General features: G+C 38.3%; 23 protein-coding genes, 2 pseudogenes and 2 other annotated features. Of the genes and pseudogenes, 24 read left to right on the top strand and 1 reads right to left on the bottom strand.

Going from position 1 to position 27,000, the window contains the following annotated elements:
- Window positions 1–9: 9 nt before the first annotated feature.
- Genes hemC through hemL form a run of 4 tightly spaced genes read left to right on the top strand, consistent with a single transcriptional unit; the run spans window position 10 to window position 3,963 of the window.
- Window positions 10–942: a hydroxymethylbilane synthase gene (gene hemC, locus ACB089_RS06710; RefSeq protein WP_368635769.1), complete on the top strand. Its 933-nt coding sequence runs from the start codon at window positions 10–12 to the stop codon at window positions 940–942.
- Window positions 932–1,693: a uroporphyrinogen-III synthase gene (locus ACB089_RS06715; RefSeq protein WP_374965767.1), complete on the top strand. Its 762-nt coding sequence runs from the start codon at window positions 932–934 to the stop codon at window positions 1,691–1,693. The genes hemC and ACB089_RS06715 overlap by 11 nt, the downstream gene beginning before the upstream one ends.
- A complete protein-coding gene (hemB, locus tag ACB089_RS06720) occupies window positions 1,690–2,670 on the top strand; it encodes a porphobilinogen synthase (RefSeq protein WP_374965768.1) in 981 nt (326 codons plus the stop codon). The genes ACB089_RS06715 and hemB overlap by 4 nt, the downstream gene beginning before the upstream one ends.
- Entirely contained in the window at window positions 2,671–3,963 is a 1,293-nt protein-coding gene (gene hemL, locus ACB089_RS06725) for a glutamate-1-semialdehyde 2,1-aminomutase (protein WP_368635772.1), read from the top strand.
- Between the two features lie 423 nt (window positions 3,964–4,386).
- Here hemL and ACB089_RS06730 read toward each other — a convergent pair whose 3' ends face one another.
- On the bottom strand, window positions 4,387–5,079 hold the full coding sequence (locus ACB089_RS06730; protein WP_374965769.1) for a VC0807 family protein: 693 nt from the start codon (window positions 5,077–5,079) through the stop codon (window positions 4,387–4,389).
- Between the two features lie 480 nt (window positions 5,080–5,559).
- Between ACB089_RS06730 and ACB089_RS06735 the strand changes: the two genes are divergently transcribed.
- The 20 genes and pseudogenes from ACB089_RS06735 to rplU all read left to right on the top strand — a co-directional run bounded on the left by ACB089_RS06735 (window position 5,560) and on the right by rplU (window position 27,000).
- Window positions 5,560–6,006, top strand: coding sequence for a CoxG family protein (locus ACB089_RS06735; protein WP_374965770.1), 447 nt, complete (start codon window positions 5,560–5,562; stop codon window positions 6,004–6,006).
- Between the two features lie 326 nt (window positions 6,007–6,332).
- A complete protein-coding gene (locus ACB089_RS06740) occupies window positions 6,333–7,001 on the top strand; it encodes a valyl-tRNA synthetase (protein ID WP_374965771.1) in 669 nt (222 codons plus the stop codon).
- A gap of 277 nt (window positions 7,002–7,278) precedes the next feature.
- Window positions 7,279–7,567: a binding site (T-box leader), on the top strand.
- A gap of 127 nt (window positions 7,568–7,694) precedes the next feature.
- Window positions 7,695–10,340, top strand: coding sequence for a valine--tRNA ligase (locus tag ACB089_RS06745; RefSeq protein ID WP_374965772.1), 2,646 nt, complete (start codon window positions 7,695–7,697; stop codon window positions 10,338–10,340).
- 587 nt (window positions 10,341–10,927) lie between these two features.
- A complete protein-coding gene (locus tag ACB089_RS06750; protein WP_374965773.1) occupies window positions 10,928–12,220 on the top strand; it encodes a bifunctional folylpolyglutamate synthase/dihydrofolate synthase in 1,293 nt (430 codons plus the stop codon).
- Window positions 12,217–13,470: a bifunctional folylpolyglutamate synthase/dihydrofolate synthase gene (locus tag ACB089_RS06755; protein ID WP_374965774.1), complete on the top strand. Its 1,254-nt coding sequence runs from the start codon at window positions 12,217–12,219 to the stop codon at window positions 13,468–13,470. The genes ACB089_RS06750 and ACB089_RS06755 overlap by 4 nt, the downstream gene beginning before the upstream one ends.
- Before the next feature lie 527 nt (window positions 13,471–13,997).
- Window positions 13,998–14,645 carry a hypothetical protein gene (locus ACB089_RS06760; protein WP_374965775.1) on the top strand — a complete coding sequence of 216 codons (648 nt, stop codon included), beginning with the start codon at window positions 13,998–14,000 and terminating at the stop codon, window positions 14,643–14,645.
- A gap of 99 nt (window positions 14,646–14,744) precedes the next feature.
- A complete protein-coding gene (locus ACB089_RS06765) occupies window positions 14,745–15,338 on the top strand; it encodes a Maf family protein (RefSeq protein ID WP_374965776.1) in 594 nt (197 codons plus the stop codon).
- Window positions 15,339–15,372: 34 nt separating this feature from the next.
- Window positions 15,373–15,894 (top strand): annotated as a pseudogene (gene radC / locus ACB089_RS06770) (DNA repair protein RadC); the annotation flags it as partial.
- Window positions 15,895–16,291: 397 nt separating this feature from the next.
- Window positions 16,292–16,474 (top strand): hypothetical protein, encoded by a 183-nt coding sequence (locus ACB089_RS06775; protein WP_374965777.1) that lies wholly within the window; start codon window positions 16,292–16,294, stop codon window positions 16,472–16,474.
- Between the two features lie 176 nt (window positions 16,475–16,650).
- Entirely contained in the window at window positions 16,651–18,534 is a 1,884-nt protein-coding gene (ltrA, locus tag ACB089_RS06780) for a group II intron reverse transcriptase/maturase (protein WP_374965778.1), read from the top strand.
- Window positions 18,535–18,675: 141 nt separating this feature from the next.
- Window positions 18,676–18,822: pseudogene (locus ACB089_RS06785) on the top strand (JAB domain-containing protein); the annotation flags it as partial.
- 547 nt (window positions 18,823–19,369) lie between these two features.
- Window positions 19,370–20,635: a group II intron reverse transcriptase/maturase gene (ltrA, locus tag ACB089_RS06790; RefSeq protein ID WP_374964162.1), complete on the top strand. Its 1,266-nt coding sequence runs from the start codon at window positions 19,370–19,372 to the stop codon at window positions 20,633–20,635.
- Between the two features lie 704 nt (window positions 20,636–21,339).
- A complete protein-coding gene (locus tag ACB089_RS06795) occupies window positions 21,340–22,359 on the top strand; it encodes a rod shape-determining protein (RefSeq protein ID WP_068983771.1) in 1,020 nt (339 codons plus the stop codon).
- A gap of 13 nt (window positions 22,360–22,372) precedes the next feature.
- Window positions 22,373–23,287 (top strand): rod shape-determining protein MreC, encoded by a 915-nt coding sequence (mreC, locus tag ACB089_RS06800; protein ID WP_374965779.1) that lies wholly within the window; start codon window positions 22,373–22,375, stop codon window positions 23,285–23,287.
- Window positions 23,287–23,811, top strand: coding sequence for a rod shape-determining protein MreD (gene mreD / locus ACB089_RS06805; protein ID WP_068983769.1), 525 nt, complete (start codon window positions 23,287–23,289; stop codon window positions 23,809–23,811). Before mreC ends, mreD begins: the two co-directional genes overlap by 1 nt.
- A 27-nt stretch (window positions 23,812–23,838) precedes the next feature.
- Window positions 23,839–24,507, top strand: a complete 669-nt coding sequence (minC, locus tag ACB089_RS06810; protein WP_223553552.1) for a septum site-determining protein MinC — start codon at window positions 23,839–23,841, stop codon at window positions 24,505–24,507.
- Between the two features lies 1 nt (window position 24,508).
- Entirely contained in the window at window positions 24,509–25,306 is a 798-nt protein-coding gene (gene minD / locus ACB089_RS06815; RefSeq protein ID WP_368635782.1) for a septum site-determining protein MinD, read from the top strand.
- A 94-nt stretch (window positions 25,307–25,400) separates the two neighbouring features.
- Complete coding sequence (locus tag ACB089_RS06820) at window positions 25,401–25,955, top strand: peptidoglycan DD-metalloendopeptidase family protein (protein WP_368635783.1); 555 nt, start codon at window positions 25,401–25,403, stop codon at window positions 25,953–25,955.
- On the top strand, window positions 25,927–26,556 hold the full coding sequence (locus tag ACB089_RS06825) for a stage IV sporulation protein FB (RefSeq protein ID WP_368635784.1): 630 nt from the start codon (window positions 25,927–25,929) through the stop codon (window positions 26,554–26,556). The genes ACB089_RS06820 and ACB089_RS06825 overlap by 29 nt, the downstream gene beginning before the upstream one ends.
- Before the next feature lie 45 nt (window positions 26,557–26,601).
- Window positions 26,602–26,677: a sequence feature (ribosomal protein L21 leader region), on the top strand.
- 14 nt (window positions 26,678–26,691) lie between these two features.
- Entirely contained in the window at window positions 26,692–27,000 is a 309-nt protein-coding gene (rplU, locus tag ACB089_RS06830) for a 50S ribosomal protein L21 (RefSeq protein WP_036124117.1), read from the top strand.

Raw genomic sequence — 27,000 nt, forward strand, 5'->3', positions numbered from 1 at the left:
TGGAGACTGTTGAGAAAAATTATTGTAGGTTCTAGAAGAAGTAAGCTAGCTTTAACGCAAACAAATTGGTTTATTAATGAGTTAAAAGCAGCTGGTGCACCATTTGAGTTTGAAGTGAAAGAAATTGTCACGAAAGGCGATCAAATTTTAGACGTGCAGCTATCTAAGGTAGGTGGTAAAGGACTTTTCGTAAAAGAAATTGAACAAGCACTTTACGACAAAGAAATTGACTTTGCTGTTCATTCTATGAAAGACATGCCTGCTATACTGCCAGAAGGATTAGTAATTGGCTGTATTCCACCCCGTGAAGATGCGCGTGATGCATTTATTTCAAAAGGGCATGTGAAATTTGCCGATCTTCCAGCAGGAGCTGTAGTTGGGACAAGTTCTCTTCGTCGCAGTGCTCAACTTTTAACAGTCCGCCCAGATATAGAAATTAAATGGATTCGTGGAAATGTAGATACACGCTTAGCTAAACTTGAAACGGATGAATACGATGCCATTATTTTAGCGGCGGCTGGACTAAAACGCCTTGGTTGGAGCGATGAAGTAGTTACTGAGTTTTTACCTGTAGAGGATTGTCTACCAGCAGTAGCACAGGGCTCTCTAGGTATTGAATGCCGTGGAGACGATACGGAGCTATTAGTGGAATTAGGCAAGTTAACAGATAGTATTACATGGCAAGAAGCACATGCAGAACGTGCTTTCCTAGCGGCTATGGATGGTGGCTGTCAAGTACCTATTGCAGGATATGCGAAGTCTAATGGGGAAGAAATTACACTAACTGGTCTTGTTGCTGCACCAGATGCCTCAGTTGTTTACAAGGAAACAGTAGTTGGCACTGATGCGGCAGCAGTTGGGAAAGAGCTTGCTGAGATTTTAACGAAGCAAGGTGCTTTTGAATTAATTCAACGAGTAAAGGCAGAGCAAGATGCAAAGTAATTTGCCTTTAGAAGGTAAAACAATTATTTTGACAGGTACATCTAAGACGACAACCATTATAGATGACATCACAGCTTTAGGTGGCCAAGCAGTAATTGCCCCGTTGATTGAAACTTGTGAGCTTATCGATAGAAATGATGATGAGCGTTTAGAGGTTGCGCGTCAATTTGATTGGCTCATTTTTACGAGTCAAAACGCTGTAGATGCATTTGCTAGCAAAATGCAACGCTTTAATTTGAGTACTGAGAATTTTCAAGTGAAGATTGCTTCTATTGGTTCTAAAACTACTTCAGCATTAGAAAACCTAGGCTTCCATGTGAGTTTTATGCCTTCTATATTTAGTGCAGATGTATTTGTCCAAGAATTTCCTAGCGTAGTAGGTAGCAATTCTACTTGTCTATTTATTCGTGGAGAAAAAGCGAAACAGACATTGAAGGAAGGGCTGCCCTTTAAATTGGAGGAATGGACAGTTTATGAAACGATTGAGCGACACGATCAAAAACTAGTAATTATGGATTGTATCCGTAGGAACAGTGACGTCACCGTGATTTTTGCTAGCCCTTCCGCTGTTGATGTCTACGCAAAGGATGTAGCTTCGGTAATTGGTTGGGAGACTGCACGCCTAGCAGCAATCGGTCATATTACAGAAGCAGCTATTTTGAATCACGGTGCTATTGTGGGTGTTATGCCGAGCGTATATACAATGCAAGCAGTCATCGAGGAAATAACGAAAGTAGGAGAAAGAAAATGACAAAATTACAATTTCAAAGACATCGTCGTTTGCGTGCAAATGCTGCAATACGATCAATGGTAAAAGAAACATACTTACACAAAGAGGACTTAATTTATCCAATTTTCGTTATTGAAGGCGAAAATATTAAAAACGAAGTATCTTCTATGCCTGGCGTTTTTCAATTTTCGTTAGATAAACTTGAAGCTGAGATTGATGAAGTTGTTGCTTTAGGTATACCTGCTGTTATTTTATTTGGCTTACCTGCAGAAAAAGATGCAGTCGGAACTGGTGCATTCCATGATCATGGTATTGTGCAAGAAGCAACACGACTCATTAAAGCTCGCCATCCAGAGCTTTTAGTTATTGCAGATACATGCTTATGTGAATTTACAGATCATGGGCATTGTGGCTTAATTGAAGGTGATCAAATTTTAAACGATTCTTCACTAGATGTTTTAGCACGTACAGCTGTATCACAAGCAAAAGCTGGTGCAGATATCATTGCTCCGTCCAATATGATGGATGGTTTTGTAGCTGCAATTCGTGTAGGCTTAGACGAAGCAGGCTTTGAAAATGTACCGATAATGTCATATGCCGTAAAGTATGCATCTAGCTACTACGGGCCATTCCGTGATGCAGCTGATGGTGCACCGCAATTTGGTGATCGTAAATCATATCAAATGGATCCATCAAATCGTATAGAGGCATTTCGTGAAGCGGAGTCGGATATTGCTGAAGGTGCAGATTTCTTAATTGTTAAGCCAGCTCTAAGCTATTTAGATATTATTCGTGATGTGAAAAATAACTATACATTACCGATTGTTGCATACAATGTTTCTGGTGAATATGCAATGGTCAAAGCAGCAGCTATTAATGGCTGGATTGAAGAGAAAAAAGTAGTGCTTGAAACATTACTTGGTATGAAACGTGCGGGCTCTGATTTAATCATTACGTATCATGCTAAAGATGTAGCACGTTGGTTGGAGGAGAAATAAATGGTGCGTTCTTACGAAAAATCAAAACAAGCATATGCTGAAGCGATTAACTTAATGCCAGGTGGTGTAAGTAGCCCAGTACGTGCATTCAAATCTGTAAATATGGATCCGATTTTCATGGAGTCTGGTCATGGTGCTATCATTAAAGACATTGATGGCAATGAGTATATTGATTATGTATTATCATGGGGACCTCTTATTTTAGGTCATACGCATCCAGAAGTTGTCAAAGCAATTGCAGAAACGGCGGCGAAGGGATCTTCATTTGGAGCACCAAGTTATACAGAAAACCGATTAGCTAAATTAGTGTTAGATCGACTGCCTGGTATGGAAATGATTCGCTTCGTGTCTTCCGGGACAGAGGCTACGATGTCTGCTTTACGCGTAGCTCGTGGTGTTACAGGGCGCGATAAAATATTAAAATTTGAGGGCTCTTATCATGGTCACGGAGATTCCTTGCTTATTAAGGCTGGCTCTGGTGTAGCTACATTAGGCTTACCTGACAGCCCTGGTGTCCCAGCAGATATTGCACGTAACACATTAACAGTAGCGTACAATGATTTGGAAGGGGCAAAATTAGTATTCGAAAAATTTGGTTCTGAACTTGCTGCAGTAATTGTTGAGCCAGTGGCAGGAAATATGGGTGTTGTACCACCACAACCAGGCTTCCTCCAAGGCTTACGTGAATTAACAAAGGAGTATGGAGCCCTGTTGATTTTTGATGAAGTGATGACAGGTTTCCGTGTTGACTATGGCTGTGCACAAGGTTATTTTGATGTAACACCAGATATGACAACATTAGGAAAAGTAATTGGCGGTGGACTTCCTGTTGGCGCGTTTGCAGGGAAAAAGGACATTATGGAGCAAGTAGCACCAGCTGGTCCAATCTATCAAGCTGGAACATTGTCAGGGAATCCATTAGCAATGACTGCTGGTTATGAAACATTATCTCGCCTAGATAAAAGCACGTATGAATACTTCAAAAAATTAGGTGATCAATTAGAAGCTGGTTTCCGAGAGGCAGCAACGAAATACAATATTCCACACACTGTTAATCGTGCTGGTTCCATGATAGGTTTCTTCTTTACGAATGACAATGTTATTGATTTTGCTTCAGCAAAAACGTCTGATTTACAATTATTCGCTGAATATTTCCGTCTAATGGCAGAGGAAGGTATTTTCTTACCGCCATCTCAATTTGAAGGATTATTCATTTCTACTGCACATACGGAGGAGCATATCGCAAAAACGGTTGAAGCCTTCCATAAAGTATTTGCACAATTAGCAAGATAAAAAGAGAGCGAAAATACGTTCCTTTTATGAAGTAGTGTAATTCTCTATCAATTAACAAATTAGTCACCACTTCTTATCAATTCTAACATATGATAAGAAGTGGTTTTTTGTATGCTTATAAAATTTGCACATGAGGATTTTATTGCAGATAGACGATTCAACAACACATCTAAAGTAAACGTGCAAAAATTATAGGTAAATACTCTATCTATTTTTATTGAACATTGCCTTGATCAGGGTGTCATCCATGTTGAGGACGGAACTTTACATTTGCGGGAATATCTAAGGTAATGCCAAGAGAAAGGGAATAACCCAATATAATCAACTCAATCATTTTGCTTGTTAGAGCCTTCTATAACTACTTCGTTGATGCCCTATTTTTATTAAACGAAAGCCCCTGTTAGGAGAAGAAGAAAATAAAGCTTATTCAACAGTTGCGTTTGATTGTTGGAGAGCTAGATGATTGTTGTCTTGCAATTGATTTTGTTGCTTAGCAAAAAACTTTCGTACTGGGACATTTATATAAAAGAACATGCCTATAAGTAAAATCGAGAAAGCCCACCCAGCGATTTGCTTATATATCAACATGCCACCATAACCATCAATTCCGTATTTTTGGAGTAGGTATACTGTTAATCCTGCCATAAAAAGTCCTCTTATGATGAAAATAACCTGAATAAATTGAAACCATTTAAAGATGCCTTTTTGAAAAAATAATGCTCGGCTCTCCATTCGTGCATAACCTTGCAAATATACAAAATCAACAGCAAAATATAAAGAAAGAGGACGCTTAATCATTAGCGTAACAATATAGAGAAATGTATAGAAGAGACTTAGATATACACCATTCCAAATCATTTGCTCTGCTGAACCTGATAGCAAATTAACCGTCGTACCTAGTGCTAGTGAGCTTAAAATTAATAAGCCTGTAATGTTAAATTGCTTATCTAAAATAAAACGGTAAATGGTATAAACAATTCCAGGAATGGTTGAAATCAGCATTGCTGTATAATCACCTAAAGGCTCTCTACCAAGATTCCATATAACATAAGGTAATACTGCATAAAAAATCAACTCGAATAAAATTGATATTTTGTTTGAACGTTGTTTTTTCACTATATTTCCCTCCATTTATCTCTATTCAGCTTGCGCCTTTTAATACTTATAGAGCATTAAACTACATAATTTTGCCCAATAGTTGAACAAGCTAAAACATTTTTCTTAAACTGAATTGCTGCGTCGTTTTAATGACTGAATAATCGGACATTTCATTCTAGTATACTACATTTATAAATATTGGGTAATATGAACAGGTATGACTAACAAGAAAGATTTACTGTTACAGCAGGGCGGGACGATGAAGTCTAAACCTTCCTCTACGTGAAAGTAGAATGTAAATAGAGAGCAACAACTCAAGGTCTCACTTTAATACAGCTAAGGCTTTATCTTAAATAGCTTTTTCGATTTTTGTGAATGGGAAGATAATCGTTATTACTGAAATAATTTTTTTGTCAAAATTAAAACTTTCAGCATAGCCAAATTGTGGGCGAAATCGTTTATAATATATCTATTCATAAAAGAAAGTAGTGAATTGATATGGCAACAGGCACACACATAGTCGAAGTACCCGTAGGAATTGAAAATGTATGGGATTTCGTCAGTGATATGGAAAAATGGGCAAAGCTTGTCCCAGGTTATAATGCACATGAAATGATTGATGAAAAACATTCAACATGGACGTTTAAAGGTAACGTCGGTGTTCTGAAAAAAACAGTTGAAGTAGAGATTACTATTTTAGAATGGTTAGCACCTTCGAAAGTAACTTTCGAATTAAAAGGACTTTCTGATAACTTTTCAGGGAACGGTTATTTCCTTGCAGAAAGTATTGATGCAGATCATACAAAAATGACAGGCTATTTAGAAGTAAAGGCAGGAGGATTAGCTGGTCCTGTTTTAAACCCAATCTTTAAGCCAATCGTACCAAAAGCAACACAAATGTTAACAGATCGTGTAGCAAATAAAATTAAATTGGTGAATGTATAATAAAGCTGTTAAACCAACAGTAAAATGGCATGCTAGAAGTATTTTCTAGTATGCCATTTTTAATGCAAAAATAAAAATTTCTACGTGAACTTTTGTAAGCTATTATATTAGTTATCAAGAAGGGATGAGCGTCGAAAAACCTTCTTTATCATCAGTACCCTTATTTACTATCTTATAGCATATTAATCTCCGAAGCTTCATATGATGCAAGGGGAGGGATTATTATCGAACACAAAACTTGGAATATGAGTGAAACTTTCTGTTTTCCTGGTTATGGCTGCCCAACAGAAATAGCAGCTGTGCAAATTAAGCCAAGGTGGCAGACAATGCAGCTAGAAGATTCACTACGATTAATGGGTATTTATCACATCACCGCACATGTTCGCTTTGATTTTCGAGACATGCAAGCTTTCATGGATGATGAAGAATTAGTACAAATTGATGCACTTGATATTCAAGGAGATACTGGTTATTTTGAGTATGCAGTTCCTTTAAATGTGGATTTACCTAGGGATTCTGCTATTGAAGATTTAATGGTCAAGGATGTTCGACCTACACTGACTAATCAAATGTGTCAGCTCGAATGGACGGTTACAAGTATTTTTAATGAGCCTGAGCAAACATTTGAAAAAGCTCATGTTTTAGAAGAACAGTCGATCGCTGTAAATGCTTCAGCCCAAATAGAGAAGGTTGCACTTGTAGAAGAACCAGCGCCAGTAAAACAACCTGCCGCTGTAGTTACTTCGATACAAGAAGAAAAATCAAAAGCTGTAACATTTTCAGCACAAAAGGAAAAGTCTGAAGCTATAGTAGCTTCAGCCAAAAAAGAAAAAACTACATCAGTTGAGCAAAAAACCGTGTTGAGAGAATCCTCAAGTCATATTGTAGTTCGTGAGTCTAGCTCATGGCATGAAGTTCCATCAATGATTTGGGATTTAACGGAAGACTATACGCCGCTAAAGGTTCGTGTTTTAAATAATATCATTCAAAAGTAAATAGCATAGAAGTAGCAGGAGCAATAGGATGATGAAATCACCGGATGTTGGAATGATGATGACACGTATAAATTGAAAAGCGCAAATTGGCATGATTATCGTTCTACAATAAAAACGAACTTGTCGTAGCCATGGTGGTAAAAGCCAAGGATTATACTTACGTCGTCGCATTTGAATTTTCACTTCCTTCTCTACTTACTTTGTAGTGCTTCCTAAAAAATGACTAAATCACTTGAAAAATTGTACGATTCTGCGGTACAATGTGAAAAAGTCGAATATAGATGCTATGACAGGGAAGAGTAAATTAATAGTACATTTTCAGAGAGGAAACGGTAGCTGAAAAGTTTCTATATGTACCTAATTGAATGTAGCCCTCGAGCAGCTTTAGTGAACTAACAGTAGTTAAAGCCGGTTAAACACCGTTACCGAATTGAGAGCCAGTAGTAAAAGGCTTAAGCAAAGTAGTGCATGCTATTTCCTGATGAAATGTGTGTAAAGTGACTGCTTAATTCGCCTCTGCTGGAATTAAAGGTGGTACCGCGAATTTAAACTCCTTCGTCCTTTTTAGACGTTAGGAGTTTTTTTTATTTTCATTAAATCTTCTGGTCAATGTGCCTCGGTATGAGACATAAAACAGAATGATTGGTACGATCTCACATCGGTAAAACTAATGAATCAACAGGAGGAGTCAAAATGACAGAAAACATCTCAATGCCAACAAAATATGATCCGCTGTCCATTGAAGCGGGTCGTTATGAATGGTGGTTACAAGGGAAATTTTTCGAGGCACAGCCTACGAGTGAAAAGGAACCTTATTCAATCGTTATTCCACCACCGAATGTAACAGGTAAACTACATCTTGGTCATGCTTGGGATACAACATTACAAGATATTTTAATTCGTATGAAGCGCATGCAAGGGTATGATGCACTTTGGTTACCTGGAATGGACCATGCAGGTATAGCGACACAAGCAAAAGTAGAGGCTAAACTGCGTGAAGATAATATTACACGTTATGATTTAGGTCGTGAAAAATTCCTCGAAAAAACATGGGAATGGAAAGAAGAGTACGCTAGTCATATTCGCGACCAATGGGCGAAGCTTGGCCTTGCATTAGATTATTCTCGTGAGCGTTTCACACTTGATCAAGGTCTTTCTGATGCAGTTAAAACCGTGTTCATTCAATTATATGAAAAAGGTTTAATCTATCGTGGTGAACGTATTATTAACTGGGACCCTGCTGCGAAAACAGCGTTATCAGATATTGAAGTTATCTATCACGATGTTCAAGGTGCTTTCTATCACATGAAATACCCATTAGCTGATGGCTCAGGATTTGTGGAAGTAGCGACAACACGCCCTGAAACAATGCTAGGTGACTCGGGAGTAGCAGTTCACCCGAATGATGAGCGTTATCAACACTTAATTGGTAAAACCGTTATTTTACCAATTGTTGGTCGTGAAATCCCTATCGTAGCAGATGACTACGTAGATATGGAATTTGGTACTGGAGTTGTAAAAATGACACCGGCACATGATCCAAACGACTTTGAGGTTGGGAACCGACACAACTTAGAACGCATTCTTGTAATGCATGAAGATGGTACAATGAACGAGCTTGCTGGCAAGTATAATGGTATGGACCGTTTTGAATGCCGTAAGCAAATTGTAGCTGATCTACAAGAGGCAGGCGTGCTTATTCGCATTGAAGAACATACCCATTCAGTAGGTCACTCTGAACGTTCTGGTGCCGTTGTAGAGCCGTATCTTTCAGCACAATGGTTCGTAAAAATGCAACCACTTGCTGATGCTTCACTTGCGCTTCAACAAGATGAAGAAGGAAAAGTAAACTTCGTACCATCTCGTTTTGAAAACACATATTCTCGCTGGATGGAAAATATCCGTGACTGGTGTATCTCTCGCCAATTATGGTGGGGTCATCAAATCCCAGCATGGTATCACAATGAAACAGGTGAGATTTACGTAGGAAAAGAAGCGCCAGCAGATGCAGAGAATTGGACACAAGATGAAGATGTATTAGATACATGGTTCTCTTCAGCATTATGGCCATTTTCAACAATGGGTTGGCCAGATGAAGCAAATGAAGAATATAAACGTTACTATCCAACAAGCACACTTGTAACTGGTTATGATATTATTTTCTTCTGGGTATCTCGAATGATTTTCCAAGGTCTTGAATTTACAGGTCAGCGCCCATTCAAAGATGTATTAATTCACGGTTTAGTACGTGATGGTGAAGGACGCAAGATGAGTAAATCACTTGGCAATGGTGTAGACCCTATGGACGTTATTGATCAATACGGTGCCGATTCATTACGTTACTTCTTAGCTACTGGATCATCACCTGGTCAAGATTTACGCTATACAACTGAAAAAGTAGAAGCTGTATGGAACTTCTCTAATAAGATTTGGAATGCCTCTCGTTTCGCTTTAATGAACATGGAAGGTATGACATATGATGAAATTGACTTAACTGGTGAAAAATCAGTTGCCGATAAATGGATTCTAACTCGCCTAAATGAAACAATTGAGCGTGTAACATCACTTGCAGAGCGCTACGAATTTGGCGAAGTTGGCCGCGAGCTGTATAACTTTATTTGGGATGATTTCTGTTCTTGGTATATTGAAATGGCGAAATTACCGTTAAATGGTGAAGATGAAGCAGCTAAGAAAACGACTCGTTCTATTTTAGCTTACGTGTTAGACCAAACGATGCGTCTATTACATCCATTAATGCCGTTCATTACGGAAGAAATCTGGCAACACTTACCACATGAAGGTGAATCAATTACAGTGGCAGCGTGGCCAACAGTACGTGCGGATCTTCATTTTACAGAGGAAGCAGACAATATGAAGCTCCTAATGGATATTATACGTTCAGTACGTAATATTCGTGCGGAAGTTAATACACCAATGAGCAAAAAAGTACCGCTATATATTTCAGCAAAAGATGCAGTAACGGTTACAGTACTTGAAGCAAATAAAGCATATTTAGAAAAATTCTGTAATCCAGAGTCACTAACAATTGGAGAAAGTTTAGAGGCCCCTAGTCAGTCTATGACAGCAGTAGTAACTGGAGCGGAGCTATTCCTACCACTTGTTGGACTTATTAACCTAGAAGAAGAAATTGCTCGTCTTGAAAAAGAATTAGAAAAATGGGCAAAAGAAGTGAAGCTTGTTACTGGTAAATTATCGAATGAGAAATTCGTATCCAAAGCGCCAGAAGCATTAGTTAATGCTGAACGTGAAAAATTAGCCGATTACGAAAGTAAACATGCGATTGTATTAAAACGTTTAGAAGAACTAAAAAATATGTAAATAGGAAACAGCGGATGACGAAAAGTCATCCGCTGTTTTTATATGCACCAAAAGATATGCATTATATTAGGAAAAAATATATAGATTTTATAGAATAATGGCTCATCACCAAAAGTTGTGGATGACATTTGTTAAAACATATACTATGTAAATAAGTTGATTGGAGTGGAGGCTGGGTGACTCCTTGGGGATCAGCGAATAGAGGAACGAAGGCTAAAACCATCACGTCCTGTGATAACGCCTTCGTGACCAACATCGTGTTGGCCCGAGACCCTGGAGCGAGCAAATAGAGGAACGAAGGCTAAAAGCATCACGTCCTGTGATAACGCCTTCGTGACCTACATCGTGTAGGCCCAAGCGGCTCATCGGACGCCCACAGGAAAGCGCCCAGTCGGAACGGAAATCAACCACACGTTTTGGTGATGAACCAGAATAATGTATTTTTAAAAGCTAGGCGGCAGGTACAAGGCGTCCGCCTCAAAATTCAGTGAAATGGTGTAGGTAAACAAGAGTTTTTTCGAAATGTATGTGTATTGGGCATCACTTGTACTAAAATAGAGATATTGTAGTAAGAGGGAGTGTTTCTTTTGTTTAAATCGATGAAAGAATGTACAGATTTTATTTTTACGTTAAAGGCAGTTGATCATAAACGGGCACCACTCGTATTGATGCGAGAGGTACTGGAGATTCTAGGTAAACCACAGGACAAGCTACGCGCTATTCATTTAGCGGGTTCAAATGGTAAGGGTTCAACAGTGAATGCACTAAGAGAAATGCTACAACATGCTGGCTACAAAGTTGGTGCCTTTACTTCACCTCATTTAGAGTGTGTCAATGAACGAATAACTATTAATGGAACTCCAATTTCTGATGCGCAATTTTTACATTATATGAACAAAGTTTCTATTATTATTGAGACACATTATAAAGGTGAATTTCCAAGCTTTTTTGAAGTCGTAACACTTATTATGTTCCAATACTTGGCGGATGAAGAAGTGGATATTGCACTGATTGAAACAGGACTTGGTGGACGTTTAGATGCTACGAATGTCATTACGCCACTTATTTCAATTATTACAACGATTTCACTAGAACATACTGCGTTTTTAGGAGATACATTAGCAAAGGTAGCGTTTGAAAAGGCAGGAATTATTAAAGAAAGTGTACCAGTTGTTGTCGGGGTTAAAAGTGAAGAGGCACTTACTGTTATCCGGGAGATAGCAAATGAGCAACATGCGCCATGCTTTGTTTTAGGAAAAGATTTTACGGTTGAAAACATTGTGCAAAGTGCTAACATACAGCTCTTTAATTACCAAAAAGTAAATGTGGAGATGGTAGATGTCCCAGTAAAAATGGCCGGGCCACATCAGATAGATAATGCAAGTCTAGCGATTACAGCTATCCTCGTGTTAAGAGAGAATGGAGCAATTGACATTTCAGATGAGTCAATTCGTCAAGCATTGGCGATCGCTCAGTGGGCAGGACGTTTTGAGCAATTGCCTGATAATATAGTACTAGATGGAGCGCATAATTCAGAAGGAACTGCTGCACTAATTCAAACACTTAAAACGGTATATCCACATCAAAATTATCGATTTATATATGCAGCATTGTCAGATAAAGATCATGCGAATAGTATTGCTTTAATGGATAGTATTGCTACATCAATAGCATTTACACAAATTGAACTGCCGAATGCTATGCTTGCTGATAAATTAGCTTCATTATCTACAAATACGAACAAATCGTCTAGTGTGGATTGGCGTGAAATGGTTCAAACAGTGCTACATCAAAGAAATGATGAGGATATTATAGTCATTACAGGTTCATTGTATTTCATAGCTGAAATACGACAATGGCTACAGGGGGAACAACGATGATCCCAAAATTTAATAGCTATAAGGAAAAATGGAATGTTTTGAGCGATGATGTTATTAAACCTGGTCTAACTGCAATTGAAGAGGCATTGGCACGAGTAGGTAATCCAGAGAAAAAATTGCGAGTCGTGCATTTGGCAGGGACTAATGGTAAAGGTTCGACTCTTACATTCCTAGAATCAATCGCCAAAGAACATGGCTTACGTGTTGGTAAATTTATGTCTCCTTGTATTTTGGACGTACATGACCAAATTCAAGTAGAGGGCCGAGCAATTACGGAAGCGGAAATGAATCGGGTATTCCAACAAATGCAGGCAGCTGGACTTAGTGGAAAATTAACAGATTTTGAACTTTTAACTGTTGCAACATTTTTACATTTTGTTGCGAGTAATGTAGATATTGCCCTTATTGAAGCAGGTATGGGGGGCTTACTTGATAGTACAAATGTGGTTACACCAATTGTGTCAATCATCCCAAGTATCGCATTAGAGCATACGAATTTTTTAGGAGATACAATTGAAAGTATTGCCCGCCATAAAGCTGGAATTATTAAGCCAGATCGACCAGTTATTATCGGTGAGTTGCCGTTAGAGGCAAAGAATATAGTTTATCAGGAAGCTAAAAAAATACATTCATCCGTTTTTGAGTTAAATCATCAGTTTTATGTGGAGCAGAGGAATGATGGAGAGAGTTATGTGCATAATGATAATGGCTTCCGTATTACAAAGCTCCTACGCACAATGAAGGGAGCACATCAGGCGAATAACATGGCACTTGCTATTACAGCCTTTTTTGAAGTGGCAACCACATTTAGGATACAAATTAGTAAAGAGGCTATTCAAAAAGCTGTGAAAAACGCAACCATTTTAGGACGCTTTGAAGAAATTTTGCCTTATATTTTTTTAGACGGTGCTCATAATCCAGCAAGTGCTGAGAAATTAATAGAAACGATAAAACATGAGTTCCCAGAAGAGCAGATTTCTTTTGTCATTGGCATTCTTGCTGATAAAGCTGTAAAAGAGATATTGCTTCAGTTTGAGCAGGTAAGTGATTATTTTTACTTTGTTGATTTCAGTAATTCTCGTGCGATGGCTGCTCAAAAAATGCTTGAGCTGTCCAATGCCTCTCATAAAGCAGTGTTAGAAGATTATGTTCAATTTTTACAACGACAGTCAGAAAGTAAGTCGAGAACTATTGTATCGGGTTCGTTGTATTTATTAACTGAAGTACGTAGTAGATTAAAAAGTGTATAATATGTAATTTCTAGTGAAAATCAGGTTCTCATTATAAAGTGAGGCCCTGATTTTCTTTTATATTGTGTGAACGGTAGGGCTTTTTTGCAGATTAGTTATTCCAAGGTCATTGTGACAAATAGGATTCATTATAATCCTCCTATTACTATTAAAATTCTGATATCCTCTCTCGGATTTCCTCAAGCACTTTTTCCTAATATATTTCTATTTCTTCTATTAGTTTTGATTGGAGAGTTTTTCTTGGTGAAAGCTAATGGTTGTTTTGTGACTTGCCCGTTTTTCATTAAAGAGGCTATAAATGGTTTTATCTAGTTTATGTTTCGTAAAAAGGGGATTCGATGGTAAAAAATTTGGATACAAAATATTTAATTTTTATGATAAACCTCAAAAACCACTACTAAATCAAAATGAAGTAAATTAGCATTTACACATACTTTTATACATATACTTATATCAAATTGTAGTCATAAACAGTCTTGTCTTTTTATAGATAGGCTTTGATACGTGAAGGAAGAGGTGATGGAAGAATGAAAATTGTCAGTCAGGTCATGAAAAAACAAATATTTCGAGCGATGTTTATTGGAGGAGTAGTCGGGCTTTTAGGAGTAGCTATTTTTTTAGGTGTTCTTCAAGCGAGCACTCAATTTTCTTTGAAAAATAATGGCAGCGATATAGCCAGTAATAGTAATAATAAAAATACAGACGCAGAAACAATTCCGACAGCAGGTGGAGCAATGGATGGAACTATGTTTTTTGCAAGTCAAGCAGGGGTGTATTCAAATTATGAAAGTGCAAGTTCGTTTGTATCTGAACACCCTTCATTAAAAGAGAGTGCCATTGTCGAGGTTGATGGGAAATTTTACGTTTGGACAAGTATGGTAACCGATGAAAGTCAGCTTGTCTTTTTAAAAGATCCTCCCACATTTAAAAAAGCATTTAGTGTAAGTAGTGACAGCTGTAAGGAGGCAACGATTGCAGAGCTACCATCTGTGCTAGCTGACAAAAAGGCAACAAAATTAAATTTTAAGAATAATTCGAAGGATTCTACACTGCCTGCTGATTGGCAATCTATTGGTGCGGCAGCCTCTTCAATTTCAAACGATATTAGCATCATTCGTTTACATGTTTTTGCCCATTACAAATCGAAAAATACTTGTCTTCAAGTGAAATTTTAAGCATGAAAGATGGCGAAATAAGCATTATCTTGATTTTTTGAAAATTTTCAAAACCTAAATTCTCCGTTATGATAACTAATAAGGAGGAATGGTCAGATAATGTTTAATACAAATCACAAGCTAGTGCTTGCTTCTGCTTCACCTAGACGAAAGGAATTGCTCGCAATGCTATCACTTCCATTTGACATAATCACCAGTGAAGTAGAAGAGACAAGTGTCCAGGCAACTACAATGCAAGATTATGTAAAAGGTGTAGCTCTATTAAAAACAAGGGATGTGGCAAAAAAAGCGCCAAATGCAACGATTATTGGGGCAGACACTATTGTTGTTTATGATAATAAGCTACTTCATAAACCAAAAGATCGTGAGGAGGCAATTTCTCACTTATTACGTTTATCAGGCAAGCATCATGCGGTCATGACAGCTGTTGCCATTATTGAGCCTGACGGTAATGAAACAACATTTGTCGAGGAGACAAATGTTGTCTTTCATCATTTATCGCAGGAGCTGATCGAAGCATATGTAGATTCGGGAGACCCATTTGATAAAGCAGGTGGTTATGGCATTCAAACTGCTGGTACACTTTTAGTTAAGCGAATTGAAGGGGATTATAACAATGTTGTCGGCTTACCACTTGCAGCGTTGTTTACGCATTTGGTAGGTCTCGATATTATCCAATTTGCGAAGGAGTGAGGCTTTTTTGCCAAATAATGTTTTACCAAGAATGATGATACGAGACGTTAATATACAGGATCGACCTCGTGAAAGACTACTGCGACAAGGGGCAATGAGTTTATCGAATCAGGAGCTACTGGCCATTTTACTAAGGACAGGCACTAAAGAAGAGTCTGTACTTGTACTTGCAAATCGCATACTAAGTGTTTTTGAGCGTTTGCATTATTTAAAACATGCAACTATAGAAGAAATGGTTGCGATTAAAGGCATTGGTGAGGTTAAAGCCATTCAAATATTAGCAGCCATTGAACTTGGTAGACGTCTTGCTCAGAAACAAAGCGATGAAAAATATACGATACGCTCACCGCAAGATGCCGCCTCCTATTTAATGCCTGATATGACCTCACTGAATCAAGAACATTTTGTAGTTCTTTTTTTAAATATAAAAAATCAAATTATTCATAGGCAGACGATTTTTATAGGCAGTCTAAATGCTTCAATCGTCCATCCTAGAGAAATATTTCGCGAGGCTGTAAAGAGATCTGCGGCTTCTATAATTTGTGCGCATAATCATCGTGCGACACGTTCGTAACTAAAAAGGTTGCGCACGCTGTCTTATAGTCAAATGGCTAGAAGAGAGTCGTGAACTCTTCACTTGATAGGTGGAATGAGAGGGTAACGCCTTGAAACGCCTACTCTAATACTCCGACATGCGGATTTGAGTGTGTAGAAGAATGCCGTGTGAAGCTCGGTGAAGTCGGCTGAATGTTGCCGTAGTGCTTGTATGGGTAACCGAAAGCTAACTAGAGGTAGTTGGTGCAACTGATAGGCCGGGAGTCGTAAAAAGCTTAATATGGTGAGAATGTGGTAAAACACTGACGAACTAGCGAAGGAAATGTCTGTGAGTGGCGAACACTTAGAAATGAGTGGGCTTGATGAAAGTGTCAAGCGCGTTCCGTGGGCGAGTACTTATGGTGGTTTTGAAAGCTCCATGCATCGTTACAGGCGGTGGAGAGGACGTCAGGCAAGAGCTAGCACCTACGTTAAGTATTGATAGAGTGAAGGGAACGTGGAAAGCTACTGACACAAGAGGGGACACACCCGATGATGTGGTGGGGAGGAAAGGATTCGTCTATAACTTCTCTTTATGGTAGTGAGAGTAGAGGCAAGAGCGTTGAAGTTTCTGTAATAGAAATGAAGCAATAGCCTCAAGTCGATTGTTTATGTTATTTCAACTCAAAATTCAAGGATTCTCGTATGACGAAAAAGATCACGAGCCGTGAATGGAGCGTGATAGACCTTGAACCAAAACTTTAAGAAAATCCCTAGAATGAAAAATACGAGGTTAAGGCATGCTGAATATTATGGTATGACCGAAACCTTTGATGAGCTGTATGTAAAAAGTAACGACGATGAAAAATTTAAAAACCTCATGTCCATTATTACTTCAGACGATAATATACTGCTTGCTTATCGTAATATTAAGCGAAACAACGGAAGTGCAACGGCTGGGGTGGACAAGGTTACCATTTACGATCTTGAAAAGTTAAGTACGCGAGAATTTATTACAGTTGTGAAAAACCGTTTTGTACACTATAATCCTCGAAAAGTAAAACGGGTAGAAATTCCAAAGCCAAATGGTAAAACTAGACCTTTAGGTATCCCATCCATGTGGGACCGCATTGCACAACAATGCATTTTACAAGTGCTAGAGCCGATATGTGAGGCGAAATTTTATAGGTATAGTTTTGGGTTTAGACCAACAAAATCAGCGGAGAATGCGATTTCGGCATGTGCGAATCGGATAAACAATAATCAAATGCAGTACGTCGTGGATATAGATATTCAAGGCTTCTTTGATGAAGTAAAGCATACAAAATTAATGCGACAAATTTGGACGTTGGGTATTCAAGATAAACAGTTGCTCGTTATCCTACGGAAAATGTTGAAAGCACCTATTGTTATGCCAAATGGTGATGTCGTTTATCCGCAAAAAGGCACACCTCAAGGTGGTATTCTTTCGCCATTACTTGCGAATATTAATTTGAATGAATTTGATTGGTGGATTGCAAACCAGTGGGAAAGTAAGAAATGTCATTCCATCAACGACCATTTCATAAAGAAAACGGGTCTATACAGCCATCAATATCGCTATCGGAAATTACGAGAAACATCAAAGCTCAAAGAAATGTATATTGTACGCTATGCAGATGATTTTAAGATTTTTACAACAACACGAGCGAATGCTGAAAAGATTTTTATCGCCAGTAAAAGGTGGCTAGAAGAACGACTTGGCTTGCCTATTTCTGAAGAAAAATCGCAAATTACGAATCTGAAAAAGAAGAGTAGTGAATTTCTAGGTTTTGACCTAAAGATGAAACGAAAAGGCTACGACCGTGTAGGACGTAAAAAGTTTGTCTGTCAGTCACACATTACTGAAAAAGCACGTCTGAGGATTAAAAAGCAATTAAAAGACCAAATTATTCAAATGCAAAGAGCACCAAACGGAAATGACTTAATCAAACAAGTTCAAATCTACAATAGTATGGTGATTGGCATTCATAATTATTATCGTATAGCCACACAGGTGAATGCGAGTCTCATGCCAATACAGTATCAATTAACACTTGTAGAACGACAACGATTAAAATCATTTTCACTCAAGAAAATGACCAATTATCCAATCAAAGACAAAGGCATCCAACCTTATTTAAAGTCTAAAATGACAAGATATATCAACGGCTATCCTATCATTCCTATTGGGTTTATTAAGACGAAAAACGCGTTAATGCCAAAGAATGGCGTGTGTAAGTTTACTGAAGAAGGACGCGCACTCATGCACCGTGAACAAAGGAGCATACCCGAATGGAAAGTGCAGTGGATTCGAGAACATCCTGTTATTAACGAACGGGCAACGATTGAGTTTAATGATAATCGTATTTCGTTGTTCGTTGCACAAAATGGGAAATGCGGGGTAACAGGTGAAGAATTAATCCTGACGGAAATGGATTGTCACCATAAAACTCTATGGAGTGAGACTAAAGATGACAGGTATTCAAATCTCATTTTAGTGATAAGAGATGTGCATCGTCTCATTCATGCCACGGACGCTGAAACGATTCGAACCTATTTTGAAGGCCTGCAATTAAATAAGGAACAATTACAAAAGCTTAACAAATTAAGAGCCTTGATTGGAAATGGAGAAATCAAGTAACACAAGGGATTGTTTGATTCAATTGAGGGAAATGAAATAAATGAACGGTCGATGGAACGCCGTGTGCGATGAAAGTTGCATGCACGGTGTGGAGCAGGGGAAAAGGTGAAGATGATTTCAAAGCCTTACCTATTGCTATCTAGCGGCGTGCCGACACCCAGTGAAGAGGATATTGAAGTGACGAAACGAATTTTAGAGGCTGGATATATTATGGGCATTGATTTGATTGATCACCTCATCATCGGTGATCATCAATTTATTAGTTTGAAAGAAAAAGGATATTTTTAACTCTGCAATGTATTTTGCAGAGTTTTTTTAGTGTGCCGGGCATGTCCGTCAACTAGGTGATGAAAGTTCACTGTGGGCGTTGGGATATGCGAACCACTAGCCAAGTGCAAGGGTGTCCATGGCGACGTGGAATCTGAAGGAAGCAGGAGGCAAAACCTTGGTCCGAGGTATACGAATCACATTCGAGGTTGTTCTGACTGGACGAGATTGCTAAACAAATCAAAATCCAAAATATCCACGGGAGTCAGTGCAATAAATGTGGCGGATAGATGAGGTGAAAGTGGACGGACTTACCCCGGGAGATCTGATGAATACCTGGAAACAGAACCTATTTAGCGATAGATAGCTGAATCATCAGAAGTCAGCAGAAGCCATAGTACCAATAAGGGGAAGGGCTGAACGAAAGGAGTGAACATGGAAGGGCACATTATATGACAGTGAAGACACAGCCAATCATAAGACTTTACGTTGCCTTGAAACGCAGAACGTGAATCGCGCAACGAAAAGAGTGGAACTGTTCATATGCATACCTATACCATGAGAACATATGGATTCAAATGGACTAATTTATTTAATAACAGACCGAGATAATCTAAACGAAGCTTTTAAGAAGGTACGTAGAAATAAAGGTGCTGCTGGAGTCGATGCGAAAGATATAGAAGCAACACGCCAATACTTAAAAGAAAATAAAGAAAAGATTATTCGTCAAATCCAAACAGGGCAATATACACCGCAACCGGTAAGACGGGTAGAAATTCCAAAAGGAAACGGTAATACGAGAAAATTAGGGATTCCAACTGTAACAGACCGCGTCATTCAACAAGCAGTCGTTCAAATCTTAACACCAATCATCGACCCAATTTTCAGTGACTATAGTTATGGTTTTCGGCCAAATAAAAGTGCTCATCAAGCAATTGCACAAGCGCAATCTTATATGGATGAAGGCTACAAATTCGTGGTCGACATGGACCTTGAGAAATTCTTTGACCGCGTTCAACACGATAAACTGATGTCCCTAGTTGCGGGATATATTAAGGATAAGCCAACTTTAAAGTTAATCCGTAAATTTCTCAACGCTGGTACTATGGCAAATGGCGTTGTAGTACATAGCCAAGAAGGCACGCCGCAAGGTGGTCCACTGAGTCCACTACTTAGTAATATTCTTCTCCATGAACTAGATAAAGAGCTTGATAAAAGAGGTCACAGATTCGTTCGTTACGCGGATGATTGTAATATCTATGTCAAAAGTTTAAAAGCAGGAGAGCGTGTAAAAGTAGGGATGACAACATTTATCGAAAAGAAACTAAAGCTTAAGGTAAATGAGGAGAAATCCGCAGTGGGAAAGCCGAGCGCACGGATATTCTTAGGAGTGAGTTTCTATCGAAACAAACGACAAACAAGGATATACGTGCCAAAGAAAAGTAAACAGAAATTTGAAGATAAAATCCGCCGCCTCACGAATCGTAATCGGAGCATGCGAATGGATGAAAGAATTAAATACCTCAACTATCTGATTCAGGGGTGGGGTAATTACTTTAAAATCGGAGAGCTTGGTAAATACGCTAAAAAGATGGATGCCCATATACGCCGAAGACTGCGAGCGTGTCGATGGAAAGAATGGAAGAAAACCACAACGAAGTGTCGCAACCTTAAGAAACTTGGTATCCGACCGAACGACGCCTATAGAATGGCAAATACAAGAAAGGGATATTGGCGAACATCTAATAGTCCAATCATAGATAGAGCCCTAAATAATAAATACTGGGAGAAACAAAATTTAAAAAGTCTCTCCCAAGTCATTTTAAAACCATAAAACTTTTGAACCGCCGTATACGGAGCCGTATGTACGGTGGTGGGAGAGGTCGGAGGTTAATCACCTCCTCCTACTCGATTGACTTAATCAATATATTAATAAAAATAGCTGGTTCTATGAAAAGTAGGGGTATTCGCAGGAACATTCAAAAGAAACGGATAGAACATCAAAAAGAGAGAGTGTGGAATGTTTTGGAAATCCCTCGCGTTGTTCGCATCTTAACATTTGGTGTTGCTTCAAATCTCTTCGTTACTTTAAAAATAAATATTTTTGTATTTTTTTGCGAAAAACTAAAATGAAAGCGAACCTTTTTTTAAGTAAAACGTTATTGTACTCGTAGAAATGTCTATAATATTCACAAAAATTGGTAGCCTAATACACGTTGTCTTACAAGAATAAAAATTATATGCTAATCTATACGTACTATTTTTAGTTTAGGAGGGAATTAAAATAGTATCTTTTCCGCGAGAAGAGCATGTGGCACTATAAATTCTTGCGTTTATCCGTTATAATGAACGGTATGATTTTATCTTTATTCAGAAGAAGCCTCTCACTTCAACAGGTGTGAGATGATTGAGTGTGTAGTTTTTTCAGTAGGTGTTGAACATCGATTGAATGAAGATAAAGCCTCTGTGTGTCATTACGCGCAGGAGTGTAGATGATGTCAACGAAAGTATGGCTTAAATAGAAAGGGAGTACACAAATTGTTTGGATTAGGAAGTAAAGATGTCGGGATTGACCTCGGCACAGCGAATACATTAGTGTTTATTAAAGGGAAGGGAATCGTTTTACGCGAACCTTCAGTCGTAGCAAAAAATACAAAAACTGGAGATATCGTTGCAGTTGGTAATGATGCCAAAAATATGATTGGTCGTACACCTGGTTCAATCGTAGCAATCCGTCCTATGAAAGATGGCGTTATTGCTGACTTTGATATTACTACAGCAATGATAGGATACTATTTAAAAGAAGCTTGCAAAAATTCTGGTGGAAATTGGAAGAAGCCGAATGTTATGATTTGTGTGCCTTACGGTATTACATCAGTTGAACAACGTGCGGTTATTGATGCTGCTCGCCAAGCAGGAGCTAAAGAAGCATTTACAATTGAAGAGCCATTTGCAGCAGCAATCGGTTCTAACTTACCAGTTTGGGATCCAACAGGGTCAATGGTCGTTGATATCGGTGGTGGTACAACAGAGGTAGCTGTTATTTCATTAGGTGGTATTGTAACAAGTGAATCCGTGCGTGTTGGCGGGGATGCAATGGACCAATCCATCATTTCGTATATTCGTAAAACATATAATTTAACAATTGGTGAACGTACTGCAGAAGCAGTGAAAATGGAAATTGGTACAGCGTTGGCTGAGGGTCCAGAAAGTAGAATGGACATTAGAGGACGCGATCTTTTAACAGGTTTACCTAAAACAATCGAAATTTCTTCACAAGAAATCTCTGAATCTTTACGTGAAGCGGTATCATCTATTATTGATGGCGTTCGCAAAACACTTGAACAAACACCTCCTGAATTATCTGCAGACGTAATGGAACGCGGAATTGTTTTAACAGGTGGTGGTGCGCTATTAACAAATTTAGACAAAGTTATTAGCCAAGAAACGAATATGCCAGTATTTATCGCAGAAGATCCACTGGACTGTGTTGCTATTGGTACAGGTAAGGCTCTAGAACATATTGATTTAATCCGTTCACAACAAGTTAAAGGGTAAGGAGGTTTAGGCAATGCCACATTTTTTTTTCAATAAGAAATTAATTTTGCTGCTTGTAGGCATGGTTTTTCTTGTGGCATTGATTAGCTTCTCATTACGTGATCGGACGAATGCAACTTTACCAGAGCAAATTATTAAAGATACTGTCGGCGTCGCACAATCTATTGTTGCGAAGCCGGCGAATTATATTGCAGGTGTTTTTAATAATATTGATTCCCTCTTAAACACGTACGAAGAAAATAAACGTTTAAAAGCACGCTTAGAAGAATTTGCAGCTGTACAAGCTGAGGCAACGGAATTAAAATCAGATAATGAAAAGCTTCGTGAGCTTCTCGACAAATCAGAGAGCTTAAAAGAATTTAATCCGATTCATGCCACAGTTATTGCTAGAAATCCTGACCAGTGGGAAGAAAAAATTATTTTAGATAAAGGTTCTTCACACGGTGTAGAAAAAAATATGGCAGTTATGACAGCGAAAGGGTTAGTCGGTAAAGTTACAGTAGTGACACCTTTCACCTCTGAGGTAGAGCTTTTATATACAAGTAATCCAAACTATCGTGTTTCTGCGATGGTTTTAGGAGATACAGAAGCATACGGTTTGATTGAGGGCTTTGATGAAGAACGTAATGAACTTATTATGAAGCGAATCGATTCAAGTTTACCAGTTAAAAAAGGTCAGCAAGTAGTTTCATCAGGACTTGGGGGTATTTTCCCAAAGAATGTGCCAATCGGAGAAATTACTGAAGTAAGTACAGATGATTTTGGCTTAACAAAAATGGCCTATGTAAAACCATCTGCAGATTTTTCAATTTTAGACTATGTTGTTATTGCTAAACGTTCCACTACTGTGATAGATGGATCTGATGGTAGTGCAACGAACGAGGATTTAACACATCCACCAGAGGCGAGTGAAGAGGAGGAAAAATAATGGTTCGATTTCTCATCCCCTCTGTGGCGGTTTTACTATTTTTACTAGAACCAGAGTTTGCTATGCTTTCACCCATTGAAATCAAAGGGCAAATCTATTATTTAGTGCCAAGATTTTTAATCTTATATTTAATATTTATTTCCATCTATTATAGCCGCCAGCGAGCGGTAATGTATGGACTTTTTTTTGGTGTCTTGTATGATGTCTTTTACATTGATATTATTGGATTATATTCAGTACTGTTTCCGCTTATTTGTTTTTTAGCAGGGTCTATTGTGAAAATTATTCATCAGCACTTAGTTGTGACAACGACGATTTCAGTTGTTTTAGTAGCGATTTTAGAATTTATACTCTATCAATTCTTCTATCTTATCGACTTTACATCGATCCCATTATCGGATTTCTTACGTTCACGACTACTACCAACGATCATTGCTAATGCACTATTTTTAATGATTCTTGGTTGGGCCTTCAAATATCTAATTAATGCGCGTGTCTTACAGAGAGCACGTGAAGTTTCTTAACAAAGAGCAACGTGGGGTGAGGCATTCATGAAAAAACAGTTGGTTAATATGAAGGGAACAAAGGATGGATTTGTTCTTCATTTAGACGATCAATGCGCGTATGTCGATTTAGTAGAAGAGCTTAAAAAGAAAGTTTCAGAAAGCGGTATCGATAGCAAAGTAGATGTACAATTATATTTAGGCTATCGATACTGTTCTGATGAACAAATCAAAGAGCTTATTAAAATTGTTCAAGAAACAGAGCAATTAATCGTCTCAAAGGTGCAAAGTGAAGTACTGACTGTCCATGAGAGCGACCAGAAAAGGATTGAAAGTCAACAAGATACATATTTAGGTGTAGTCAGATCAGGTCAAATTCTGCGTTCGCCAGGCGATATTATTATTGTCGGGAATGTCAATCCGAATGGACGTGTAGAAGCTGGTGGCAATGTGTATGTCCTAGGTAAACTCAAAGGAATTGCACATGCTGGGGTTCATGGTAATAAAGAAGCGATTATTGCAGCATCTCGCCTTGAAGCTACACATATTATGATTGCTGATCAGGTTCAGGTAATGTCAGACGAACATGTAAAAGCAAAAAATCAGGAAGAGATGACTTGTGCATTTATCGGCTATGATGGGCGCATTACGTATGATCAAATTCACGCGTTAAAAAATATTCGACCATTGTTAAATGTGTCTAAGGGAGGAAGCTAGTGTGGGAGAAGCAATCGTCATAACTTCAGGTAAGGGCGGTGTCGGAAAAACAACGACCGCGGCTAACCTTGGAACTGCATTGGCTCTACAAGGTAAAAAAATATGTTTAGTAGATACTGATATTGGTCTACGGAATTTAGACGTAATTTTAGGCCTTGAGAATCGTATTATTTATGATTTAGTAGATGTTATTGAAGGTCGCTGTAAGATTCATCAAGCGTTAATAAAAGATAAACGTGTAGATGAGAAACTATTCTTATTACCTGCTGCTCAAACAACAGATAAAAATGCTGTTAATCCTGAGCAAATGAAGAGCCTAGTAGAGGAATTAAAACGAGACTATGATTATGTCTTAATAGACTGTCCAGCAGGCATTGAACAAGGCTATCGTAATGCTGTTGCTGGTGCAGATCATGCAATTGTCGTAACAACACCAGAAATCTCTGCTGTGCGTGATGCAGATCGAATTATTGGCTTGCTTGAACAGGAAGAAATCACTGCTCCTAAACTAATTATTAACCGCATTCGCCAACATATGATGAGAAGTGGCGATACTTTGGATGTGAATGAAATTACAACACATTTGTCTATCGATCTATTAGGGATAATTGTAGATAGTGAAGGGGTTATTTCGTCTTCCAATAAAGGCGAACCTGTAGTAATGGATCCAACTAACAAAGCCTCTCTAGGCTATCGTAATATTGCCCGTCGAATACTTGGGGAATCTGTGCCACTTATGGCAATTGAAGATGAACATAGAGGTGTATTCTCAAAACTTAAAGCGTTATTTTCAAGATAATCTTAAACCTTTTCGTGCATTTGTACGAGAAGGTTTTTTTCTTGTGCATGAATGGACATGCAGCCTCATATAGTGTGAAAAAAAGGATGAGGGCTTGTTTAAGAAATGGAAATGGTTGGTCACGATATTACTTGTGGCTGCAATTATGCTTGTAATTCGTTTAGAGGATCAAGGTATATTGGAAACACCTGTGCGAAAACTTGTTACAACATCAGCAGATTTAACTTATTTAAGCGAGCTCGGACAAAGCTGGCTAAATAAAGAGGAGGAAACAATTTTAGTATCAAGTGATGTTGGGCAAACTGAACTATTAACATTTGCCGACGCGCAAGTTTTTAATGAAGGCTTTTTATTGCAGTATGATGCTGGTCTTCCAGTGTATGCTGGGCAGAATGGTCTTGTTGTTTTCACTGGTCATACAAAATATACTGGTAAAACAATGACGATTAGCTATGATGATGGCACAACAGTTTCCTATGGTATGCTTGATAGTTTAGCGCAACTGCCATATACAACAGTACAGGCAAATGATTTAATCGGCATGAAAGAGGCGGGACAACTCTATATCTCGATTGAAAAGGATAAGACATCTTATAGTTTAGAGCAGGTTGTACAGTGGCTTGAAACAGCGGCGTCCAATGAAAATTAAACTGCATCTTCTATGTATCCCTTTCGTATTTATAATGATTTTTAGTGGTCAAATTGCTTATTATGCTATTATTTTATCTTCGCTACTGTGGCATGAAGCAGGTCATTTGTTAGCTGCAATGATTTGTGGTGTTAAGGTGAAATCATGCGTTATCACACCTTATGGAGGGGAAATAGAATTTGAAAATCCAGCGGTTGTGCCAGCTACGTCACTCCTTTGGATTGCCTTAGGGGGACCAATCGCTACAATAATAGGGATTGGCCTTGCTTTTTTTATGCCTGAACTACTTGCTGCAAAGCTCATCGATGTACAACTTGTGCTATTAGCAATCAATGTATTACCGATTATTCCATTGGACGGTGGCAGAATATTTTTAGCGTCTTTATTTTTAGTCTTTCCAAGTGTTCGGGTATTTGAATATTACTACTGGCTTTCTCTTACAATTGCGACTATACTACTCATGATAACTTCATATTACCTCCCACAATCTATTTTTTTAGCAATTCTATGTTTATTTATATGGCTTCAAGCGTTAAAAGAATGGAATTATCGAAAATATCGTTTAGCATTTGAGAAATATGTAATGAATAGATTGACTTAAAATAAATCGTGTGGTAATATCTTAATGTTATTGTTTGTAGCACCTGTGCTACTGCAACCGCACTGGAAAGGTTAAAGTATCGTATGATCACCTTTATAAACAGGCGAGTCTGAGTCTATGAGGAGGTGCAGTAAAATGTACGCAATTATTGAAACTGGTGGTAAACAAATCAAAGTAGAAGCTGGTCAAGAAATCTATGTTGAAAAATTAGGTGTAGAAGCTGACGAGGTTGTAACTTTCGATAAAGTTTTATTCGTTGGTGGCGAAAACGTTAAAGTTGGAGCTCCATTCGTAGAAGGCGCTACTGTAACAGCTAAAGTTGTTAAAGAAGGCCGTGCGAAAAAAATCGTTGTTTTCAAATTGAAAGCTAAAAAGAACTACCGTCGTAAACAAGGTCACCGTCAACCTTACACAAAATTAGTTGTTGAAGCTATCAACGCTTAA

The sequence above is a fragment of the Lysinibacillus sp. RS10 genome (assembly GCF_041956855.1).
GTDB lineage: Bacteria > Bacillota > Bacilli > Bacillales_A > Planococcaceae > Lysinibacillus > Lysinibacillus xylanilyticus_A.

What these genes read in the sequence shown, in the direction of transcription:
- ACB089_RS06715 (WP_374965767.1), top strand. Translation starts at nt 932, where the DNA reads ATGCAAAGTAATTTGCCTTTAGAAGGTAAAACAATTATTTTGACAGGT.
- hemB (WP_374965768.1), top strand. Translation starts at nt 1,690, where the DNA reads ATGACAAAATTACAATTTCAAAGACATCGTCGTTTGCGTGCAAATGCT.
- hemL (WP_368635772.1), top strand. Translation starts at nt 2,671, where the DNA reads ATGGTGCGTTCTTACGAAAAATCAAAACAAGCATATGCTGAAGCGATT.
- ACB089_RS06735 (WP_374965770.1), top strand. Translation starts at nt 5,560, where the DNA reads ATGGCAACAGGCACACACATAGTCGAAGTACCCGTAGGAATTGAAAAT.
- ACB089_RS06740 (WP_374965771.1), top strand. Translation starts at nt 6,333, where the DNA reads ATGCAGCTAGAAGATTCACTACGATTAATGGGTATTTATCACATCACC.
- ACB089_RS06745 (WP_374965772.1), top strand. Translation starts at nt 7,695, where the DNA reads ATGACAGAAAACATCTCAATGCCAACAAAATATGATCCGCTGTCCATT.
- ACB089_RS06755 (WP_374965774.1), top strand. Translation starts at nt 12,217, where the DNA reads ATGATCCCAAAATTTAATAGCTATAAGGAAAAATGGAATGTTTTGAGC.
- ACB089_RS06760 (WP_374965775.1), top strand. Translation starts at nt 13,998, where the DNA reads ATGAAAATTGTCAGTCAGGTCATGAAAAAACAAATATTTCGAGCGATG.
- ACB089_RS06765 (WP_374965776.1), top strand. Translation starts at nt 14,745, where the DNA reads ATGTTTAATACAAATCACAAGCTAGTGCTTGCTTCTGCTTCACCTAGA.
- ACB089_RS06775 (WP_374965777.1), top strand. Translation starts at nt 16,292, where the DNA reads ATGGTGGTTTTGAAAGCTCCATGCATCGTTACAGGCGGTGGAGAGGAC.
- ltrA (WP_374965778.1), top strand. Translation starts at nt 16,651, where the DNA reads ATGAAAAATACGAGGTTAAGGCATGCTGAATATTATGGTATGACCGAA.
- ltrA (WP_374964162.1), top strand. Translation starts at nt 19,370, where the DNA reads ATGGATTCAAATGGACTAATTTATTTAATAACAGACCGAGATAATCTA.
- mreC (WP_374965779.1), top strand. Translation starts at nt 22,373, where the DNA reads ATGCCACATTTTTTTTTCAATAAGAAATTAATTTTGCTGCTTGTAGGC.
- mreD (WP_068983769.1), top strand. Translation starts at nt 23,287, where the DNA reads ATGGTTCGATTTCTCATCCCCTCTGTGGCGGTTTTACTATTTTTACTA.
- minC (WP_223553552.1), top strand. Translation starts at nt 23,839, where the DNA reads ATGAAAAAACAGTTGGTTAATATGAAGGGAACAAAGGATGGATTTGTT.
- rplU (WP_036124117.1), top strand. Translation starts at nt 26,692, where the DNA reads ATGTACGCAATTATTGAAACTGGTGGTAAACAAATCAAAGTAGAAGCT.